The 20,120-nt window shown below is 61.5% G+C and carries 20 protein-coding genes; 5 read left to right on the top strand and 15 right to left on the bottom strand.

What is annotated here, in order from left to right; translation table 11 throughout:
- Positions 1 to 140 precede the first annotated feature (140 nt).
- The 5 genes from ACEN8Q_RS08235 to ACEN8Q_RS08215 form a co-directional block, all read right to left on the bottom strand.
- The gene (locus ACEN8Q_RS08235) at positions 141 to 749 is read right to left on the bottom strand and encodes a LysE family translocator (RefSeq protein ID WP_413425643.1); all 609 of its coding nucleotides are present in this window, start codon (positions 747 to 749) and stop codon (positions 141 to 143) included.
- Between the two features lie 38 nt (positions 750 to 787).
- Positions 788 to 1,642 carry an AraC family ligand binding domain-containing protein gene (locus tag ACEN8Q_RS08230; protein WP_413425645.1) on the bottom strand — a complete coding sequence of 285 codons (855 nt, stop codon included), beginning with the start codon at positions 1,640 to 1,642 and terminating at the stop codon, positions 788 to 790.
- 77 nt (positions 1,643 to 1,719) lie between these two features.
- Complete coding sequence (locus ACEN8Q_RS08225) at positions 1,720 to 2,361, bottom strand: DUF1345 domain-containing protein (protein ID WP_413425647.1); 642 nt, start codon at positions 2,359 to 2,361, stop codon at positions 1,720 to 1,722.
- 182 nt (positions 2,362 to 2,543) lie between these two features.
- Positions 2,544 to 5,642, bottom strand: a complete 3,099-nt coding sequence (locus ACEN8Q_RS08220; protein WP_413704937.1) for a multidrug efflux RND transporter permease subunit — start codon at positions 5,640 to 5,642, stop codon at positions 2,544 to 2,546.
- 15 nt (positions 5,643 to 5,657) lie between these two features.
- Positions 5,658 to 6,815 (bottom strand): efflux RND transporter periplasmic adaptor subunit, encoded by a 1,158-nt coding sequence (locus tag ACEN8Q_RS08215; protein ID WP_413704936.1) that lies wholly within the window; start codon positions 6,813 to 6,815, stop codon positions 5,658 to 5,660.
- Positions 6,816 to 7,081: 266 nt separating this feature from the next.
- Between ACEN8Q_RS08215 and ACEN8Q_RS08210 the strand changes: the two genes are divergently transcribed.
- Positions 7,082 to 7,783 (top strand): response regulator transcription factor, encoded by a 702-nt coding sequence (locus ACEN8Q_RS08210; protein WP_223502649.1) that lies wholly within the window; start codon positions 7,082 to 7,084, stop codon positions 7,781 to 7,783.
- Positions 7,784 to 7,787: 4 nt separating this feature from the next.
- Positions 7,788 to 9,089 carry an ATP-binding protein gene (locus ACEN8Q_RS08205; RefSeq protein ID WP_413425655.1) on the top strand — a complete coding sequence of 434 codons (1,302 nt, stop codon included), beginning with the start codon at positions 7,788 to 7,790 and terminating at the stop codon, positions 9,087 to 9,089.
- Positions 9,090 to 9,114: 25 nt separating this feature from the next.
- On the opposite strand, the gene ACEN8Q_RS08200 is transcribed toward ACEN8Q_RS08205, so the two are convergent.
- The 8 genes from ACEN8Q_RS08200 to ACEN8Q_RS08165 form a co-directional block, all read right to left on the bottom strand.
- Positions 9,115 to 9,876 carry an anti-sigma factor family protein gene (locus ACEN8Q_RS08200; RefSeq protein WP_413425657.1) on the bottom strand — a complete coding sequence of 254 codons (762 nt, stop codon included), beginning with the start codon at positions 9,874 to 9,876 and terminating at the stop codon, positions 9,115 to 9,117.
- A complete protein-coding gene (locus ACEN8Q_RS08195; RefSeq protein ID WP_413425701.1) occupies positions 9,876 to 10,358 on the bottom strand; it encodes an RNA polymerase sigma factor in 483 nt (160 codons plus the stop codon). Before ACEN8Q_RS08195 ends, ACEN8Q_RS08200 begins: the two co-directional genes overlap by 1 nt.
- A 66-nt stretch (positions 10,359 to 10,424) precedes the next feature.
- On the bottom strand, positions 10,425 to 10,967 hold the full coding sequence (locus ACEN8Q_RS08190) for a tetratricopeptide repeat protein (RefSeq protein WP_413425659.1): 543 nt from the start codon (positions 10,965 to 10,967) through the stop codon (positions 10,425 to 10,427).
- A gap of 409 nt (positions 10,968 to 11,376) precedes the next feature.
- Entirely contained in the window at positions 11,377 to 12,330 is a 954-nt protein-coding gene (locus tag ACEN8Q_RS08185; protein ID WP_413425661.1) for a D-2-hydroxyacid dehydrogenase family protein, read from the bottom strand.
- A gap of 13 nt (positions 12,331 to 12,343) precedes the next feature.
- The gene (locus ACEN8Q_RS08180) at positions 12,344 to 13,369 is read right to left on the bottom strand and encodes an alpha/beta fold hydrolase (RefSeq protein WP_413704935.1); all 1,026 of its coding nucleotides are present in this window, start codon (positions 13,367 to 13,369) and stop codon (positions 12,344 to 12,346) included.
- Positions 13,370 to 13,454: 85 nt separating this feature from the next.
- On the bottom strand, positions 13,455 to 13,889 hold the full coding sequence (locus ACEN8Q_RS08175; protein ID WP_413425665.1) for a YqaA family protein: 435 nt from the start codon (positions 13,887 to 13,889) through the stop codon (positions 13,455 to 13,457).
- On the bottom strand, positions 13,889 to 14,335 hold the full coding sequence (locus ACEN8Q_RS08170) for a DUF411 domain-containing protein (protein WP_413425667.1): 447 nt from the start codon (positions 14,333 to 14,335) through the stop codon (positions 13,889 to 13,891). Before ACEN8Q_RS08170 ends, ACEN8Q_RS08175 begins: the two co-directional genes overlap by 1 nt.
- A 230-nt stretch (positions 14,336 to 14,565) precedes the next feature.
- A complete protein-coding gene (locus tag ACEN8Q_RS08165; protein ID WP_413425669.1) occupies positions 14,566 to 15,561 on the bottom strand; it encodes an aldo/keto reductase in 996 nt (331 codons plus the stop codon).
- A 117-nt stretch (positions 15,562 to 15,678) separates the two neighbouring features.
- Here ACEN8Q_RS08165 and ACEN8Q_RS08160 point away from each other — a divergent pair, with 117 nt between their 5' ends.
- Positions 15,679 to 16,605 (top strand): LysR family transcriptional regulator, encoded by a 927-nt coding sequence (locus ACEN8Q_RS08160; RefSeq protein WP_413704934.1) that lies wholly within the window; start codon positions 15,679 to 15,681, stop codon positions 16,603 to 16,605.
- A gap of 7 nt (positions 16,606 to 16,612) precedes the next feature.
- Here ACEN8Q_RS08160 and ACEN8Q_RS08155 read toward each other — a convergent pair whose 3' ends face one another.
- Positions 16,613 to 16,750, bottom strand: coding sequence for a hypothetical protein (locus ACEN8Q_RS08155; protein WP_413425673.1), 138 nt, complete (start codon positions 16,748 to 16,750; stop codon positions 16,613 to 16,615).
- Positions 16,751 to 16,907: 157 nt separating this feature from the next.
- On the opposite strand from ACEN8Q_RS08155, the gene ACEN8Q_RS08150 reads away from it, so the two are divergent.
- Positions 16,908 to 17,096 carry a hypothetical protein gene (locus tag ACEN8Q_RS08150; protein WP_413425675.1) on the top strand — a complete coding sequence of 63 codons (189 nt, stop codon included), beginning with the start codon at positions 16,908 to 16,910 and terminating at the stop codon, positions 17,094 to 17,096.
- 8 nt (positions 17,097 to 17,104) lie between these two features.
- On the opposite strand, the gene ACEN8Q_RS08145 is transcribed toward ACEN8Q_RS08150, so the two are convergent.
- Positions 17,105 to 17,476 carry a fe2+ zn2+ uptake regulation protein gene (locus ACEN8Q_RS08145; protein ID WP_413425677.1) on the bottom strand — a complete coding sequence of 124 codons (372 nt, stop codon included), beginning with the start codon at positions 17,474 to 17,476 and terminating at the stop codon, positions 17,105 to 17,107.
- Positions 17,477 to 17,726: 250 nt separating this feature from the next.
- On the opposite strand from ACEN8Q_RS08145, the gene ACEN8Q_RS08140 reads away from it, so the two are divergent.
- A complete protein-coding gene (locus ACEN8Q_RS08140; protein ID WP_413704933.1) occupies positions 17,727 to 20,069 on the top strand; it encodes an acylase in 2,343 nt (780 codons plus the stop codon).
- Positions 20,070 to 20,120 lie beyond the last annotated feature (51 nt).

Raw genomic sequence — 20,120 nt, 5'->3', positions numbered from 1 at the left:
GGTCTGAAACCTTCTTATTGGATTTATAAGGTCGAGTGGTTCGTGAGATCCACCTGAAACCGGTTTCAGGAGACACCAAAAGCCAATTCGCCGTCAAGCCCCGGATGATGGATTGTCGAACAACGACCGAGAAGTGGCCGTCAGGCCAGCACGCTCAACCATGCCGAACCCAGCAGCAACAGCGCCATGCAGCGATTGAAGCGTCGCATGGCACGGGGTGAGCGCAACCAGCGGCTCGATCCGGCACCGAGCACCGCCCAGACCGCGAGACATGGCAGGGAAACCAGAAAAAACACCAGCGACAAATACACCACCTGCATAGCGCGATGTTCGTCACTCCCGGCGAATACGCTGACCACCGCCAGCGCCATCATCCAGGTTTTCGGGTTGACCAGTTGCAGGCTGGCGGCACCCATCCATCCCAGGCGCGCTTCGCTGTTCCGGGCGGCAATGGCTGTCGCCGGAGCACTGTAGATCTGCCAGGCCAGATAGCTCAGCCACGCTACGCCGGCCCATTGCATGACGTTTTGCACGGTGGGCCATGCGCTGATCGATGAGCCGACACCCGTACCCACCAGCAACACAAGGGTCGCCGCGCTGGCACAGGCGCCGAAGATGATCGGTACGGCCGCGGCCAGACCATGACGGGCGCTGTTGCTCAGTACCAGGATGTTGGTCGGGCCGGGGGTGATCGAAGCCACGAAGGCAAACAGCAGGAAAGGCAGCATGGTCGGGAACGAGGGCAGCATCGCGGGCGAACTCCAGTGAAGATCAGTGAATCCGATCTTCACAATCCGCGGGCTTGCCTGTCTGGAAGATTTGAGCAACGTTTGCGGTACAACGCCGGCGTCAAGCCGTAGGCACGCATGAACCAGCGCCCCAGATGGCTCTGGTCGGCAAAGCCCAGTTGCATCGCCACCGCCGCCGGTTGTTCGCCACGGGCCAGCAGGCGTCGGGCGGTTGCCAGGCGCAATTGCACCAGATACGCGTGGGGCGCCATGCCGTAAGCAGCCTTGAACGCGCGGGTCAGGCGGAAGCGGTCGACGCCTGTGGCGGCTGCCAATTGATCGAGGCCGATATCGTATTGCGCGTTGGCATGCAGGTATTCCCGGGCCTTTAGTGCCACTCGTGGCAGACGCGGGTCCTGGCCATCGCGGGCGCGCCAATGCAAATGGCTGGTCAGGCGTTCGAGCAACCCGTCGAGGGCGGACTGGCGGACGATCTTCAGTTCGCCGTAATGCAGGGTTTCAAACGCCAGGCTGGTGGCCTGGGCCAGCCGAACATCGCTGGCCAGGGTGGCGGCGAAGCTCAGTTGGCTGTTGTCGGGGGCATGCTCGTACACGGTGCCGAGTTCGCGCTGCAGCCACTGCGGGTCGAGGTACAGCATGCGGTAGGTAAAGCCGTCGGCGGTCGGCGCTTCACCGTCATGGATGTCACCGGGTTCGAGCAAAAACACCTTGCCCGGCGTGCTTTGGTGCCTGGTCCGCCGACAATTGAATTGCTGGACCCCTTGCTCGGTGACGCCTACCAGATAGCTGTCATGCCAGTGCGGGTCATAGGCGTGACCTTCGAAATGCGCGCGCAGGGTTTCGATGCCGGTGTCGGCATCCTGGGCCAGGTCGAGCCAGTTGTGAGAAGTCATGCTGCACCTGCACGGCGGATTGACCGCTCCATTTAACGCCCGCACCGAGGGCGATGACTAGAACGTTTGTGCAGCTTTCAGTTGAACAGCCCGGCGGCGATGTTGATCGAGAACCCGAGAATGGCCGTGTTGAACAGAAAACCGATCAACGACTGCGCCAGCACGATCTTGCGCAAGTCACGAGTGGCCACGCCGACATCCGAGGTCTGCACCGCCACGCCGACGGTGAACGAGAAGTACAAAAAGTCCCAGTAGTTGGGCGTCGTCAGACCTTCGGCAAAACGTAGTGCCGGCTCCTTGCCTTCCCACGTGTAGAACAGCCGTGCGTAGTGCACGCTGAAAATCACCCCGATCAGCAACCAGGAGCCGATTACCGTCAACGCGGTGAAGCCGTAGTGCAGCAGTTTGCGGGTGGTTTCCAGGTCTTTGCCGCCGGCCAGTTCGAGAGTGATGGCTGCCAGGCTGGCAATTGCCGCAATGCACACCACGAACAGCACCAGCCCGGCGTTCTCGTCCTCGATTTCGGCAATGCGTTTCACATCAGTCGCTTTCGAACGCACGACGAGCCAAGACATCAGGATCAGGTAAGTCCAGACCCCGGCATTCCAGCCGATGAGTATTTTGCCGATGACCGAATCGGCCGGAACCAGGATGCCAGCTGCGATACCGAACGTCGTGGCGGCGGACAGGCGAGGGTGGGTGCGGGTGAGGAAGGACATGGAGACTCGATGGGTCGTGGCTGTGCAATCACCTTAGCCCAGGTGAGCACAATCTTGAAATCACCGGGATCCCCTGTGGGAGCGGGCTTGCTCGCGAAGGGGCCATCACATTCAACATCCATGTCGACTGACCATCCGCCTTCGCGAGCAAGCCCGCTCCCACATTGGGTAGGTGTTGTTGGTTAAATGTTTTTATGGCGCTTGCGCACCAGTTTCATCACCACCACAAAAAACACCGGCACGAACACCACGGCCAGGGTCGCCGTGATCATCCCGCCAATTACCCCGGTGCCGATGGCTTGCTGGCTCGCCGAACTGGCGCCGGTAGCGATCGCCAACGGCACTACGCCAAGGATGAACGCCAGCGAGGTCATAACGATCGGCCGCAACCGCAGGCGTGCCGCTTGCAGCGTCGCGTCGATCAGGTCATGGCCTTCGTCGTACAGGCTCTTGGCGAACTCGATGATCAGGATCGCGTTCTTTGCCGACAGACCGATGATGGTGATCAGCCCGACCTTGAAGAACACATCGTTGGGCATCCCGCGCAAGGTCACGGCCAGCACCGCGCCGAGCACGCCCAGCGGCACCACCAGCAGCACCGAGGTCGGGATCGACCAGCTCTCGTACAACGCCGCCAGGCACAGGAACACGATCAGCAGCGACAGCCCCAGCAGGATCGGCGCCTGGCTGCCGGATAGCCGTTCCTGCAACGACAACCCGGTCCATTCCTGGCCCAGGCCTGCCGGGCCTTGCGCCACCAGCCGCTCGATCTCGGCCATGGCCTCGCCGGTGCTGTGGCCCGGCGTCGGTTCACCGGAAATGCTGATCGCCGGGTAGCCGTTGTAGCGGGTCAATTGCGCCGGGCCCTGCGTCCACGTTGCCTGTACAAAGGCCGACAATGGCACCATTTTTTCGTGGGTGTTACGCACGTGAATGTTCAGCAGGTCTGCCACCTGACTGCGTTGATCGCCCTCGGCCTGCACCACGACGCGCTGCATCCGCCCCTGATTGGGGAAGTCGTTGATGTAGGCCGAGCCCACGGCCGTGGACAGCACACCGCCGACATCGGCAAAGGACACACCCAGCGCGTTGGCCTGCTTGCGGTCGACGATCAGTTGCACCTGCGGTGCCTCGGCCAGGGCGCTTTCGCGCACATTCATCAGGATCGGGCTTTTTTCGGCCGCTGCGAGTAGCTCGGTGCGAGCCGCCATCAACTTCTCATGACCGAGACCACCGCGATCCTGCAGCCGGAACTCGAATCCGCTGGACGTACCCAGGCCATCCACGGGCGGCGGCAGTACGGCGAACGTCACCGCATCCTTGATCTGGCTGAGGGCGACGTTGGCCCGGTCGGCGATCGAGGCGGCCGAGTCGTCGCTGTCTCGCTCGGACCAGTCTTTGAGCGTGCTGAATGCCAGCGCCGCATTCTGCCCGCTGCCAGAGAAGCTGAATCCGAGAATCACCACGCTGTTGCGAATACCCGGTTCGCCGGCGTTGTGCGCTTCAACCTGCTCGGCCACCTGTACCGTGCGGTTCTTGCTTGCGCCCGGCGGCAACTGGATGTCGGTGATGGTGTAACCCTGGTCTTCTACCGGCAGGAACGACGAGGGCAGGCGACTGAAGCACACGCCCAGCCCCACCAGCAACACGCCGTAGATCAGCAGGAAACGCCCGCTGCGTTTCAGTGCATGGGCGACCCAGCCCTGGTAGCGCTCGGTCAGTCGCTCGAAGCGACGGTTGAACCAGCCGAAGAACCCGGTCTTTTCGTGGTGTTCGCCTTGGGCAATCGGCTTGAGCAATGTCGCGCACAGGGCCGGGGTCAAGGTCAGGGCGAGGAATGCCGAGAACAGGATCGAAGTGGCCATCGACAGCGAGAACTGCTGATAGATCACCCCGACCGAACCCTGCATGAACGCCATCGGAATGAACACCGCGACCAGCACCAGGGTGATGCCGACGATGGCCCCGGTGATTTGCTGCATGGCCTTGCGCGTGGCCTCCCTGGGTGACAGACCCTCGGTGGCCATGATGCGCTCGACGTTCTCCACCACTACGATGGCGTCGTCCACCAGAATGCCGATGGCCAGCACCATGCCGAACATGGTCAGCACGTTGATCGAAAACCCCAGCGCCAGCATTGTCGCAAAAGTGCCCATCAACGCCACCGGCACCACCAGCGTCGGAATCAGCGTGTAGCGGATGTTTTGCAGGAACAGGAACATCACCGCGAACACCAGCAGCATCGCCTCGCCGAGGGTATAGACCACTTTGGTGATCGAGACCTTGACGAAGGGTGAAGTGTCGTACGGAATCGAGTAATCGACGTTCGCCGGGAAGTAGCGCTTGAGTTCGTCCATCTTCGCCCGCACCAGGGTCGCGGTGTTCAGCGCGTTGGCGCCAGGCGACAACTGCACGGCGACGGCGGTGGACGGTTTGCCGTTCAGGCGCGTGGAAAACTGGTATTCCTGGCTACCGATCTCGACCCGGGCAACATCGCTGATGCGCACGGTCGACCCGTCCGGGTTGGCCTTGAGGACGATGTCGGCAAACTCGTCGGGGGTCGACAGCTGGCCCTTGACCAGAATGGTCGCGGTGATTTCCTGGGTGGTGCGGGTCGGCAGATCGCCGATGCTGCCGGCCGACACCTGGGCGTTTTGCGCGACGATGGCGGCGTTGACGTCCGCCGGCGTCAGGTTGAAGGCGAGCAGTTTCTGCGGGTCGATCCAGATCCGCATCGCCCGTTCGGCGCCGTACAGCTGCGCCTTGCCGACGCCGTCCAGACGCTTGATCTCGTTCATCACGTTGCGCGCCAGGTAATCGCTGAGCGCCACGTCGTCGAGTTTGCCGTCGCTGGACGTCAGGGTGATCAACAGCAGGAAACCGGAGGAGACTTTCTCCACCTGCAAACCTTGCTGGTTCACGGCTTGCGGCAGGCGTGACTCCACGGCCTTGAGGCGGTTCTGCACATCCACTTGAGCCAGTTCCGGGTTGGTGCCCGGCTGGAACGTAGCCTTGATGGTGGCGCTGCCCAGGCTGCTCTGGGATTCGAAATACAACAGGTGATCGGCGCCATTGAGCTCTTCCTCGATCAGGCTGACCACGCTCTCGTCCACGGTTTGTGCCGAAGCGCCCGGGTACACGGCGTAGATTTCGATCTGTGGTGGCGCCACGTCGGGGTATTGCGCCACCGGCAGTTGCGGAATGGCCAGTGCCCCGGCCAGCAGGATGAACAGCGCAACCACCCAGGCGAACACCGGGCGGTCGATAAAGAACTGCGGCATAAAAAAGCGTCCTGCTTACTGACCAGTCACCTGGGCAAGTGGAAGAGGGGTGTCGTCGATCTGCACTTTCTCGCCGGGGCGGGCGTGTTGCAGGCCTTCGATGACGATGCGGTCGCCTGCCTTCAGGCCGCTGGTGACGATCCAGCGATCGTTCTGCACGGCACCCAGTTCGACCGGTTGCTGCCCGACGCGCTGTTCGGCGTCGAGCAGCAGCACCTGGGCGACGCCGGCGCTGTCGCGCTGGACGGCACGTTGCGGCACGCTGATGCCCTGCTGGTTGACCGCTTGTTCCAGGCGAACGCGCACGAAACTGCCGGGCAGCAAGTCGAGGTCGGGGTTGGGGAACTCGCTGCGCAGGATGATCTGGCCGGTGCCCGGGTCGACGGTGATGTCGCTGAACAGCATTTTGCCAGGTAACGGGTAGAGGCTGCCGTCATCCTGAATCAGCGTGGCCTTGGCCTGGTCCTGGCCGACTTGCTGCAACTGCCCGGAACGGAAGGCTCGGCGCAGTTCGTTGAGTTCGCGGGTGGACTGGGTCAGGTCGGCATGAATCGGGTTCAGTTGCTGGATCAGCGCCAGCGCAGTGGTTTCGTTTTGCCCGACCAACGCGCCTTCGGTGACCAGCGCCCGACCGATACGCCCGGAAATCGGTGCGGTGACGGTGGCGTAGCCAAGGTTCAACCGGGCGCGCTCCACCGCAGCCTTGCTGGCAGCAACGTCGGCGGCGGTCTGCCGTGCGTTGGCCCGGGCGTTGTCGTAGTCCTGGCCGCTGATGGCCTTGTCGTCGATCAACTGGGCGTAGCGTTGCTCCTGCAATCTGGCCTGGAACGCGTTGGCTTCGGCCTTGCGCAACGCCGCTTCGGCACTGTCCAGGTCAGCCTTGAACGGCGCCGGGTCGATGCGGAACAGGACATCACCCTGTTTCACGTCACTGCCTTCACGGAAGGTCCGTTGCAAGACCACGCCGGCGACCCGGGCACGCACTTCAGCGATGCGCGGGGCGGCAATCCGTCCGCTCAGTTCGCTGCTGATGGTCAGTGGCTGCGCTTCGATGGTTTCGATGCGAACCGTGGCCAGCGGCGCCTGTTCCTCGGCGTTCGAGGACTTGTCACACGCGCCCAGTGTCATCGCAAGCGCAATCAGGCTGAGCCTGGCAAGCAGATTTTTCGACATGTCATACCCCAATAAAGACTCCCGGCATCCTACTGGGCGCCAGCGAGGTTAGCGGTGAAGCTTTGTTGGTGCTGTGTGAAATTGTGTAAGGGTTTTACTCAGGGACGAGTGAGGGCGTATATCCTTCAGTCCTTGAATTTTATTGCGTCTGTCAGGCCGCCTTCGCGGGCAAGCCCGCTCCCACATTGAAATGCGGTCCCCTGTGGGAGCGGGCTTGCCCGCGAAGAGGCCGGTACAGGCGCCACGGCTCTTTCTGGAAACACCCCATGCCCAACATCCTCCTGGTCGAAGACGACACCGCCCTCGCCGAACTGATTGCCAGCTACCTGGAGCGCAACGGTTATTCCGTCAGCGTGATCGGTCGCGGTGATCAGGTGCGCGAACGTGCGCGGCTCAATCCGCCGGACCTGGTGATCCTCGACCTGATGCTGCCCGGCCTCGACGGCTTGCAGGTCTGTCGCCTGCTGCGCGCCGATTCGGCGACCTTGCCGATCCTGATGCTCACCGCCCGCGACGACAGCCACGACCAGGTACTGGGCCTGGAAATGGGCGCCGACGACTACGTCACCAAGCCGTGCGAACCGCGGGTGCTGCTGGCCCGGGTGCGGACCTTGTTGCGCCGCAGCAGCCTCAGCGAGCCGCAGACCGCCAATGACCGCATTCTGATGGGTAACCTGTGCATCGATTTGTCCGAACGCACCGTGACCTGGCGCGGGCAATTGGTGGAACTGTCCAGCGGCGAATACAACCTGCTGGTGGTGCTGGCCCGGCATGCCGGTGAGGTGTTGAGCCGCGACCAGATCCTGCAGCGCCTGCGCGGCATCGAATTCAACGGCACCGACCGTTCGGTGGACGTGGCGATTTCCAAGTTGCGGCGCAAATTCGACGACCACGCCGGCGAGGCGCGCAAGATCAAGACTGTGTGGGGCAAAGGCTACCTGTTCAGTCGTTCCGAGTGGGAATGTTGAGCCGATGTTCAGAATCCTCTTTCGTCTGTACCTGGTGACCATCGTCTCGTTCAGCGCGGCGATCTACCTGGTGCCGGATCTGGTGATCAAGGTGTTCCACGAACGCTTTGTCACCTACAACCTCGATTACTCCCGTGGGCTGCAAACGCTGATCGTCAAACAGTTTCACGCGGCCCCGGCCGAACAGTGGCCGGCCCTGGCCGCTGAAATGGACAAGGACTTCAATCCACTGCACATTGTGCTCAGTGACAATGACGACAGCAGCCTGACGCCTGATGAACAGCAGCGCTTGCGCCGTGGCGAGAACGTCGTGCGCGTGGGCGACTGGGGCTGGCGCACGCTGGCGGTCGCGCCGCTGAATGAGCGCACCGTGGTGCAAATGGTCGTGCCCCCGGATCCGCTGGACGTCAACCTGTTGTACTGGAGCATCAACGTCCTGATCGGCGCGACCATGCTCGCCTGCCTGTTGCTGTGGCTGCGCCCGCACTGGCGTGACCTGGAACGCCTCAAGGGCGCGGCCGAACGCTTTGGCAAGGGCCACTTGAGCGAACGCACGCAAATTTCCCCGAATTCCAACATCGGCAGCCTGGCCAGTGTGTTCGACACCATGGCCGGCGATATCGAGAACCTGCTCAACCAGCAGCGGGATTTGCTCAATGCGGTGTCCCACGAGTTGCGCACGCCGCTGACGCGCCTGGACTTCGGCCTGGCGCTGGCGCTGTCCGATGACTTGCCGGCGGCCAGCCGCGAGCGCTTGCAAAGCCTGGTGGCGCACATCCGGGAGCTCGATGAGTTGGTGTTGGAGCTGCTGTCCTACAGTCGCCTGCAAAACCCGGCGCGGCTGACGGAGCAGGTCGAGGTGTCGCTGGATGAATTCATCGACAGCATCCTTGGCAGCGTCGACGAAGAAATGGACTCCCCGGAAATTGTCATCGACGTGCTGCTGCACGGCCAGCTCGAACGCTTCAGCCTGGACCCGCGCCTGACCGCCCGTGCCTTGCAAAACCTGCTGCGCAACGCCCTGCGCTATTGCGAGAAGCGTATTCAGATCGGTGTGCAGGTGCACGCCGGCGGCTGTGAGATCTGGGTCGACGATGACGGCATCGGCATTCCGGATGACGAGCGCGAGCGGATTTTCGAGCCGTTCTACCGCCTCGACCGCAGCCGCGACCGCGCCACGGGTGGTTTCGGACTGGGTCTGGCGATCAGCCGCCGCGCGCTGGAGGTCCAGGGTGGCACGCTGACAGTGGAAGCCTCGCCGCTGGGCGGGGCGAGGTTTCGCTTGTGGTTGCCGCCTTCGGCCTGATGCGTCCAGGTGAAAAAAACGACTATCAAGCGCTCAGCCGACTGCGCAACAGCTTGGCCATCTCCTCCAGATCCGTCATCGACTGATGCCCGATCAGCATCCAGGCGTGTTCCATGTCTGCCCAATACACGATGTTCAGCTCGCGCCGCTGTTCCCGGGCGAAATGGCGGCTGCCGCTGTTGGAGCGGGTGACGCACAGCGCCATGGGGCCGTGCGCCGGATCGAGGTAGGTGATCTGGGCGATGGGCGCACCGTCGTACTCGAGGATTTGCGCACGCTTGAACTCGGCACGGGGCAGGCTCAGTTTTGCCGGTGCGAGGTCAAGGCCCAGGCGCGCATCGATGGTCCGCAGCTGTGCCCGTTGGCTGGCTTCATCAGCGGGTAAATGGTCCAGGGTTTCCGGCACGTAGAGCGCCATGTAATCGGCCACCAGGCCGCGCCAGTTGTGTGTCTTCTGGCTCGCTTGCCAGCCGAGGAACAAACGGTCCGCCAACACGCCGCCGGCCAACAGTCCGGCCGCCGCGGCAAGGAACCAGCGTCGATTGAGCGCAGGGCGGACCGGAGAGGGCAGCGTTGCGAGCATGGCCTGCAGGCGATCCACCGGGGCCTGCCGGGCCAGTTCATCGTAGGCTTCCTTGAACGGCAGGCTACTGCGATTCAGCCATTGCAGACGCAGGCCGAGCATAGGGTCGGCGATGATGGCCGCGTCGATGCGCGAGCGCTGCTCGGCATCGAGTTGGTTGTCGAGGTACGCCACCAGTTGTTCGTCCGAGGGTCTTGCGCTCATCAATGTTCTCCTCGGTTAGGGTTGGGCACCGAGTGCAACGGTGGGTATTCGGCCAATTTCGCACGAGCGGTGGCAAGGCGACTCATGACCGTGCCGATGGGCACTTGCAGCACATCGGCGACTTCGCGGTAGGACAACCCTTCGACGTAGGCGAGAAACACGGTTTCGCGCTGGGCCTCGGGCAATGCATCGACGCGCCGGATGACCTGTGCCGCCAACACGTGGGTCTGCGCCACGGATTCTCCATCGAACGACAAGGCCTGATCGGCATCCACCCAGCCCTGACCTTGACGCACCCGTTGGGCGCGGACTTCGTTGAGCCAGATCGAATGCAGAATGCTCAGCAGCCAGCGGTCCATGCGCGTTCCCTGCTCGTATTGTCCGGCCCGCTCAAGCGCCCGCACGCAGGTGGCCTGTACCAGGTCATCGGCGACATGCCGTTGTCGGGACAGCAGCAGGCCGTAGCGCCATAAACGCGCCAGGTGCTGGTACAGTTCCGTTCGTATTGTCTGATCGCTGGCGATGGCGACCTCCGTCCGCTCGGGTTGTCAGGTTTTCGATGAATCGTTGATGGCTTCGGCCAGGTCCTGGTACTCCTCGCACCGGGTATTGCCGCAGATGGCTTTGATCTGCTGCAGTTGCTCCTGTGCAAGGTCCAGCCGGCCTTTGACCACATAGGCCTCGCCGAGGTATTCACGGACTTGCGCGTATTGCGGGTCGAGTTTTACCGATTGCAGGTAATAACCGATGCCTTCGTCGGTACGTCCCAGTTTACGCGTGGCGTAGCCGCGATAGTTCAACGCCTTTGCCGTATTTGGCTGTTTCAGTGTGTCAAGCAGGGCAAGGGCTTCTTCGTAACGCCCGTCCTTGGCCAGTTGATAGGCATAGTTGGTGCGGTCTTCGTCAGGCACCAGGTTGCTGGTCTGCCTGACGCAGCGCTGCGATCGGGTATCGAGCACCTGACCTTTCGGGCAATGGGGTCTGGGGGGAGGCTCGTCACCGCCGCCGCCACCGTTGGCCAGGGCGAGAGTGCCGGACAACGCAACGGTCAGCAACAGCGGGGTCATCAGAACAGCAAAACGAATACTCATGGGCTTGGCTCCACAGGTTCATGCGTTTCAGATCAGGTCGCGCCCGCCGGATGCAGCGCAAGGTCGAAACAGCCAACGGCTTGAACAATTGAAGGGGGCTGTCTGCCCCCGGCAATCTTATGTTCACGGTTGATGTCATGAGAACACCGCAGCAAGAACAATTATTCATTACGTACTGGCGGTATTTTCAAGGAAAGCTCATATCGGGGCGCAGGCATGGTTTTGAGCCTTGCGCAGCTTTGTGTGCGCTGAAGATCCCTGTGGGAGCGGGCTTGCTCGCGAAGGCGGTGTACCAGTCAATGATGATGTTGAATGTTACGGCCTCTTCGCGAGCAAGCCCGCTCCCACATGGGATTTTCGTCGAGCAAAACATCCGGGCGGTGTTTCGACGATGAACGTTGGCGCGCGATCAGCCCAGCAAACGAATGGGGGAGCCGGCAGACCAGGCCTGGATGTCCTCGATCATTTGCGAGAAAAACAGCTGGTAGTTCTGTTGGCTCACGTACCCGACATGGGGTGTTGCCAGCACGTTGTCCAGCGTCCTGAACGGGTGGTGGGCGGGCAGGGGCTCGTGTTCGAAGACGTCCAGAGCGGCACCAGCCAGCCGCTGTTTCTGCAGTGCCTTGATCAAGGCCGCTTCATCGACAATCGGCCCGCGAGCGGTGTTTACCAGCAGCGCCGTGGGCTTCATCCAGCCCAGTGCTTGCGCGTCCACCAGGCCTCGACTGCGGTCGCTGAGCACCAGGTGCACCGACAACACGTCGGCCTGTTCGAACAGTTCCTGCTTGCTGACATAGGTCACACCGACTTGCGCCGCACGTTCGGCGGTGAGGTTTTCACTCCAGGCAATGACGCGCATGCCGAACACCTGGCCGAACTGCGCGACGCGCTGGCCGATGCTGCCCAGACCGAGGATCGCCAGCGTCTTGCCATGCAGGTCGCCACCCAGGCCTTGTTGCCACTGGCCGGCGCGCAAGGCATTGGCTTCGACCACCAGGTTGCGGGTTGCGGCCATGATCAGCGCCCAGGTCAGTTCCGGTGCGGCGTGTTTGTAGCTGTCGGTGCCGCAGACCTGAATGCCCAGTGCGGCGGCGGCTTTCAGGTCAAGCGCGGCGTTGCGCATGCCGCCGGTCACCAGCAGTTTGAGCTTAGGCAGGCGGCGCAGCAGGTCTTCATCGAAGCGGGTGCGTTCGCGCATTACGCAAATCACCTCAAACCCGGCCAGGCGCTCGGCCAGGGATGGGTTATCGGTGGGGTAGTCATGGAGAAAGCTCACCTGGCCGACGCTGTCCAGCGCCGACCAGTCCACCACGTCCCGCGCCACATCCTGCCAATCATCAAGCACTGCAATCTGTACAGGCATCAGCCTTTCCTCTTCAACGCACGGGGTTGCTCTTGTTCAGCCAGGCGAGCAGGGCCTGGTGGAATTGTGCCGGTTGTTCCATCTGTGGCGCGTGGCCCATGCCAGGGAATTCGACCAGCGTGGACTGGGGAATCAGCCTGGCCACCTGTTTGCCGAGGACGTCGTAGTGCCCGATCTTCGCCTTGACCTCGGGAGGGGCGATGTCACTGCCGATGGCGGTGGTATCGGACGTTCCGATCAACAGCAGGGTCGGCATCCGCAGGTTGTGGAATTCGTAGTACACCGGCTGGGTGAAGATCATGTCGTAGATCAGCGCCGAGTTCCACGCGACTTGCGTATGCCCCGGGCCTTTGTTCAGGCCGGCGAGCATCTCGACCCAGCGATCGAATTCAGGTTTCCAGCGGCCGCCGTAATACGTGCTGCGTTCGTAGTTGCGGATACCGTCGGCGCTGAGTTTGAGTTCGCGTTCGTACCATTGATCAACCGTGCGATAGGGCACACCGAGGGCTTTCCAGTCCTCCAGGCCGATAGGGTTGACCAGCGCCAGTTGCTCAACTTGTTCGGGGTATTGCAAGGCATAGCGAGTGGCGAGCATGCCGCCGGTGGAATGCCCCAGCAGGGTGGCTTTCTGGATGCCCAGCGCCTTGAGCAATTGCTGGGTGTTCGTCGCCAGTTGCTGGAAGCTGTACTGATAGTGCGCCGGTTTGCTGGAGGTGCAGAAGCCGATCTGATCCGGGGCGATGACCCGATAGCCGGCGTCGCTGAGGGCTTTGATCGAACTGTCCCAGGTGGCGCCGCAGAAATTCTTGCCGTGCATCAGCACCACGCTGCGACCATTGGCCTTACCGTGGGCGGCGACGTCCATGTAACCCATTTGCAGGGACTGGCCCTGGGATTCGAACGCAAAGTGCTTGAGGGTGTACGGATAGTCGAAACCCTGGAGTTCGGGACCGTATGCCGGTCCTTCGGCTTGGGCGATGGCGGGCAGTGCGGCGGTCAGCAACAGGCCGTGTAACCAGCGGGAGAGGGGGCGCGGCATGGGGCAACTCCATGGAAAATCCGCCGATGCTGGATCGGCTCGATTAGGGCGACATTAAGCACAGGCAATCGCCGCCCTTGATGGTTCAACCCATCCAGCCCAATGTCGCCACGGCCAGTACACCATAACGGGCGCCTTTGGCCAGGGTGACGATCAGCAGGAACCGCCCCGGTGGCTCGCGCATGACCCCGGCGACCAGCGTCAGCGGATCGCCGATCACCGGTAGCCAACTGAGCAGTAATGACCAATGGCCGTAGCGTTGGTAATGAAACCGGGCTTTTTCCAGATGTCGGGGGCTCACCGGAAACCAGCGCCGGTCGCGGAACCGCTCGATCCCGCGCCCCAGCCACCAGTTAAGCAGCGACCCCAGGACGTTGCCCAGCGTTGCCACTGCCAGCAGCGCCCAGAGCCAATACCGATCGCTGAGCAGCAGTGCGACCAGCACGGCTTCGGATTGCAACGGCAGCAGCGTGGCGGCGCCGAATGCGGCGAAAAACAGCCCGAGGTATGCGCCGGACATCAATGGGCGGGGTAGTCCGCAACCACCACGTCAGTGCCGTCCTTTTTCAGGCCAATGACCTGATAGGCATCGCTCATGCCATCCATTTCCATGCCGGGCGACCCCATGGGCATGCCGGGGGCGGCGACACCGAGCAGATCGTCGCGCTTGCTCAAGGCCAGGACCTGATCGGCCGGGACATGACCTTCGACGAATTTGCCATTGATCAATGCGGTGTGGCACGACGCCAGGCGCGGCGGTACACCGTGCTGTTGCTTGAACTCACTCATGTTGGCTTCGACGTGGTCTTCGACCTTGAAGCCATTGGCCTCCAGGTGGGTGATCCACTTTTTGCAGCAACCACAATTGGCGTCGCGATGAACCTCGATCGGAATGAGGTCGGCGGCCTGGGCCAGGGAAGAAATGAACAGGGCGCTCAGGGCGATCAGACGCAGAGGGTTTCGCATGGGATTCGTCTCGGCTAACGGGCAAAAAACGCATTCTGACCATTTTTCCCGGTCAGGCATTCAAGGAGTGTTTCGAAGTACTACAAAGATCCGCCGTTCGATGATGGTAGATCAACGCTGTCAGGCAGATGAGGGGCACATTACAAAATCGTCAGGTGCAATGGTCTCCCGGCCAAGGCCTGAAGCCGTGTTACCCGGCCCGCCCGATTCATCGAACGGGCCGGTGACCCTTACCGGTCGAGCAGCTTCATGACTTCCTCCGGATAACGCAGGCCAGCGGTGGCATTAGCCGCAAAGACCGACTCCAGCGCGTGCAGCTCTTCGGCGCTCAGCGTCACCTGCAGTGCGGCCACGTTTTCTTCCAGGTATTTACGTTGCTTGGTGCCGGGAATCGGAATCAGGTAATCACCCTGGGCCAGCACCCACGCCAGCGCCAGTTGGCCCGCCGTCACGCCTTTTTCCGCCGCCAGGGCCTGCACTTGCTGCACCAGCAGCAGGTTCTTCGCGAAGTTTTCGCCCTGGAAGCGCGGGCTGAAACGGCGGTAATCGTCTGCGGCGAAATCATCCGGACTTTTCAATGCGCCGGTCAGAAACCCCCGGCCCAACGGGCTATAAGGCACAAAGGCGACGCCCAGGCGCTGGCAGGCTGCCAGGCAACCGTTTTCTTCCTGATCGCGGCTCCACAGCGAATATTCACTTTGCAACGCACTGATCGGATGAACCTTGTGCGCCCGTTCCAGTGTCGTCACCGAGGCCTCGCTCAATCCCAGATAACGGACTTTGCCGGCACTGACCAGATCGGCCATGGCGCCAACGGTTTCTTCAATGGCCACCTGCGGGTCGATGCGGTGCTGGTAATACAGGTCAAGGGTATCCACGCCGAGGCGTTTCAAGCTGCCGTCGATGGACTGGCGAATGTATTCCGGCCGACCGTTGACGCCCCGGGCGCCGGGGTTCGCCGGGTCGCGGACGATACCGAACTTGCTGGCCAGGAACACCTGGTCGCGCTTGCCGGCAATGGCCTTGCCAATCAGTTCTTCATTGCTGTGCGGGCCGTACATATCAGCGGTATCGAGCAGGTTGACGCCCAGTTCCAGCGCGCGATGCAGGGTGGCGGTGGCTTCGCGGGTGTCCGTGCCGGTGGTATAGAAATCGGTCATACCCATGCAACCCAGGCCGATGGCCGAAACCTGCGGACCGTTTTTTCCCAATTGACGTGTGTGCATGAAATCAGCTCCCTGTGAAGTGAATCGCCATTGTTCATCTCGACAAAAACAAGATAAACCGGCTAAAACGGCTATCACTATTCGTTAAATCTAAACAATCTGCCGGTGGAGCCAGCAATGGACCGTTTCAATGCCATGCGCGTCTTTACCCGAATCGTCGAGCTGGGTGGCTTTGCCAGGGCCGCCGACAGCCTGCAATTGCCCCGGGCCTCGGTAACCATCCTGATCAAGCAACTGGAGGCGCATCTGGGGGTGCAACTGTTGCAACGCACCACGCGGCAGATCAGCCTGACGCTCGACGGTGCGGCCTATTACCCACGTTGCGTACGCTTGCTGGCGGATCTTGAAGAGACCGAAGCGGTGTTCAGTGCAGCACGGCACAATCCCAAGGGGCTGTTGCGCGTGGACATGCCGGCGGGAGTGGGGCGCCTGGTGGTGATCCCGGCGCTGCCGCAATTCACCGCCCGCTATCCCTTGATCGAGCTGGAAATCGGCTTGAATGACCGGCCGGTCGACCTGATTCGCGAAGGTGTCGATTGCGTGTTGCGCGGTGGCTCGACGCTGGACGATTCGTTGGTGGCGCGGCCGCTGGTGATGATGGATCAGGTGACCTGTGCCAGCCCTGATTATCTGCAGCGGCACGGAACGCCTCGTTCCCTGGATGACCTGCGCGGGCATCAGGTGGTCGAGTACTTCTCCAGCAGCAGCGGAAAACGCTATGGGCTGGAGTTTGTCGTGGATGGCCAGGTGCAGTCGCTCGACCTGCCCAAGCAGGTGGCGGTCAACAGTGCCGATGGCTATCTGGCGGCGTGCGAGGCCGGATATGGTCTGGTGCAGACGCCGTACTATCATGTGGCGCGGCAGCTGGCGGAGGGGCGTTTGATTGAAGTGCTGAGGGAAGTGCCGCCACCGGGCATGCCGATGACGGCGCTGTATCCGCCGCACCGCCAGTTATCCCGGCGGGTGCGGGTGTTTGTCGATTGGCTGGTAGAGCTGTGTGCCCAGCCTGGCAATGACTTTTACAGAAAGGACTCGGGACATTGAGCCGCCGTTAACGATGTTGGTAGTAACCCGGTCCGCCATGGCCGTAGTAGTGATCGTGGTGCCGGCCCCCATGGGGGTAAATAATGCAACCGCTCAGGGTCAGGAGGGCAAACAGTGGAATCAGCAGTGTGATTCGACGCAACATTTTGGAAATCCTCATGTTATCGCCGTAATGAAGCTAAAAATCTTCATCGGCTGTAACATGAGACCGCGCTTATAGCAGGTCATTCCCGAAACAGGGTAAGCGCCTGGCATGCATGTCGATACAAACCGGATACATTTTTCAGATTCAGGAACCCGCAATGACTCAGTCGCAACGTTTGAAATACTCGATTCTGATCTCCCTGGTGGTACTGGGGATCATGTTTGGCCTTTCCTGGTTGCAGAATACCGGTGTCATCAGCGAAAAAATGTTCCAGTACATCGCCATAGGCGTGGCGGTGGTCGTGGTGGTCATCAATGGCGTGATGCGCCGCAAGGTCAAGCCCTGATCATTCGATCACGGGTTGCGCAGGATGGCGGCAGCCTGAGGGTGCAGGCTGTAGCTTTTGTCGGGGTTGAGGACAATCACGCCTTCGCTGCACAAGCGCTTTAGCACTTCACGCACGCTGAGAAAGGACAATGGAATATCCAGGTCCAGCAATTGGCTGTGCACGCCGCGTACGCCAAGGCTGCGGTCGCTTTCGGCGGCTGCCAGCAAGGCATCGATGACTTTCAGGCGGATCAGGCTGGTGCGCAGGCCATAGCTTTTGAGCAGGATCCTGATGCGCTCGTTGCCGTGGCGATCGCTACGCGGCTCGAATACGCCAACTCCCATGGAAGCACCCTTTGGCGCGTTGCTACCGTCCGTTGGCAGTCGCGAGTTGTACATTGCAAAAACTCCTTTTCAGAGCCTGATCAGGAAAAAGTGGGCGCTCTTACATGACTAGACGTATGAGCAGCGCAAATCATGAAGGCTCGAATGTAGAAATTTTGTCGCCACCGCGTGATCAACCTGTCAGTCCTTGCGCCAATGCGCGGTAAAACCCTAAATTTCTGGTGTGAGCTTCGTCCCTACAGGGAGGCACGGTGCGTGCGGGTATGCGCAGCAGTGGCCATCGTTTTTTCGATCAGGAGCGAGCGTGATTATTTCCAGCCAGTTAGCCAGGTTGAGCCTGGCGGGTGTGACACTGGGGTTGAGCCTGGGGCTGAGCCTTGCTGCGAGCGCGAGCGGTTCGCCTGCGCAAACGAGCGCGGACATCCGACGAACCGGTTTCGGCGTGCCGCACATCCGTGCCGACAACGAGCGCGGGCTCGGCTACGGCATCGGCTATGCCTACGCCCAGGACAACCTGTGCCTGCTGGCTAACGAGATCGCTACGGTCAATGGTGAGCGCTCACGGTATTTCGGACCGGATCAATTCACCGTCGAAGAGCGGGAGAACCGGGTCAGTGATGTGTTTTTCACCTGGTTGAATACACCACAGGCCGTGGCCGGTTTCTGGCAGGCGCAAATTCCGCAGGTCCGCGAACTCATTGAGGGTTACGTGGCGGGGTATAACCGTTCGCTGGCCGAACGTCGCGCACAGGGTTTGCCGGCGCAATGCCAGGGCGACTGGGTGCGGGATATCACGACGATGGATCTGGTGAAATTGACCCGGCGCCTGCTGGTCGAGGGCGGAGTCGGGCAATTTGCCGAGGCCCTGGCCGGAGCCGCGCCGCCTGAGGCGGTCACTCTGGCGTCAAACGCCGATTTCCAGGTGGCCGCCACGCGGATGCAGCGCTTTGCCCTGGACCGGGGCAGCAATGCCGTCGCGGTCGGCAGCGAGCGTTCTTTCAACGGGCGCGGCATGTTGCTGGCCAATCCGCACTTTCCGTGGGTGGGCGGCATGCGTTTTTATCAGATGCACCTGACCATTCCCGGCAAACTGGACGTGATGGGCGCGGCGTTGCCCGGCCTGCCGGTGATCAACATCGGTTTCAATCAACATCTGGCCTGGACCCACACCGTGGATTCCTCCAGGCACTTCACGCTGTACCGTCTGCAACTCGACCCCAAGGATTCGACCCGTTACCTGCTCGACGGCCAGTCCCTGCCAATGGACAAGCAAACCCTGACCGTCAACGTCAAACAGGCGGACGGGCAGGTCCAGGCGGTTTCCCGTGTGATCTACAGCTCGAAGTTCGGCCCGGTGGTGCAATGGCCAGGAAAGCTGGATTGGGACCACCGGTACGCCTACAGCCTGCGCGATGCCAACCTGGATAACGACCGCGTGCTGCAACAGTGGTACGCAATGAACCGCGCTGACAACCTCAAGGATTTCCAGGACTCGGTGCACAAGATCCAGGGGATTCCTTGGGTCAACACGCTGGCGGCGGACGATCAGGGGCAGACGCTGTACATGAACCTGTCGGTGGTGCCCAACGTCAGTGCTGCCAAGCTCGCCCAGTGCAGCGATCCGCGGATCGGCCTGCAGATGATCATCCTCGACGGTTCCAACAGTGCCTGTGCCTGGGACATCGACCCGCTGGCCGCGCAGGCCGGCATCTATGCCTCGGACAAACTACCGCAGTTGCTGCGCAAGGATTTTGTCCAGCACTCCAACGATTCGGCGTGGCTGGCCAACCCGGCACAACCACTGACCGGCTACTCGCCATTGATCAGCCAGGACAATCAGCCACTGGGCTTGCGTTCGCGTTTTGCGCTGGATCGCTTGCATACGCTGGCCAAGGTCGCGCCGGCGGACTTGCAACACATGGTCATGGACGATCAGGTTTATCAGGCCGCTCTAGTGATGCCTGATCTGCTGCAGTTTTGCGCGAAAAATCTCGGTGCCGACGCAAAAGCGCTCACGCCACTGTGCGCCAGCCTCAAAACGTGGGATCGCACGGCAAACCTGAACAGTGGCCTTGGCTTTGTCCACTTCCAGAATGTCATGGAGGCCTTGGAGCCGGTCCCTGATGTCTGGCGCGTGGCGTTCGATCCGCTAGACCCGCAACACACCCCGCGTGGCCTGGCGGTCGATCGTCCGAACGTGGCGCAGGCGCTGCGGGCGGCGATGCTGGCCTCGGTCGAACAAGTCAGCGCTGCTGGTCTCAAACCAGACAGCCGCTGGGGCGATATCCAGGTGGTCAGCAGCGGTAGCCAGCAAACATCGATTCACGGCGGGCCGGGCATGCTGGGGATCTATAACGCGATCCAGAGCGTGCCAAGGTCCGACGGCAAGCGTGAAGTGGTCAGCGGCACCAGCTACTTGCAGGTGGTGACCTTTGACGAGCAGGGGCCACAGGCCAAAGGGTTGTTGGCGTTTTCGTTATCGAGCGACCCGGCGTCGAAGTATTCCCGGGACCAGACCCAGGCGTTTTCGAACAAACAATTGAGCGTATTGCCGTTCACCGAGCAACAGATCACCGCCGATCCGCAGTATCAGCTACAGACCATCCGTCAGCAGGATGAAAAGCCCGCCAAGGTGGCCACGCAGTGATCTGAAGGGGTGCTGAAACGAACGAGGAAGGCCGCACCCGGCAAGGGTTGC

It is taken from the genome of Pseudomonas sp. Pseusp16, from assembly GCF_047324915.1.
Taxonomy (GTDB): domain Bacteria; phylum Pseudomonadota; class Gammaproteobacteria; order Pseudomonadales; family Pseudomonadaceae; genus Aquipseudomonas; species Aquipseudomonas fluorescens_CD.
This window is presented reverse-complemented; position numbering and strand designations above follow the sequence as displayed.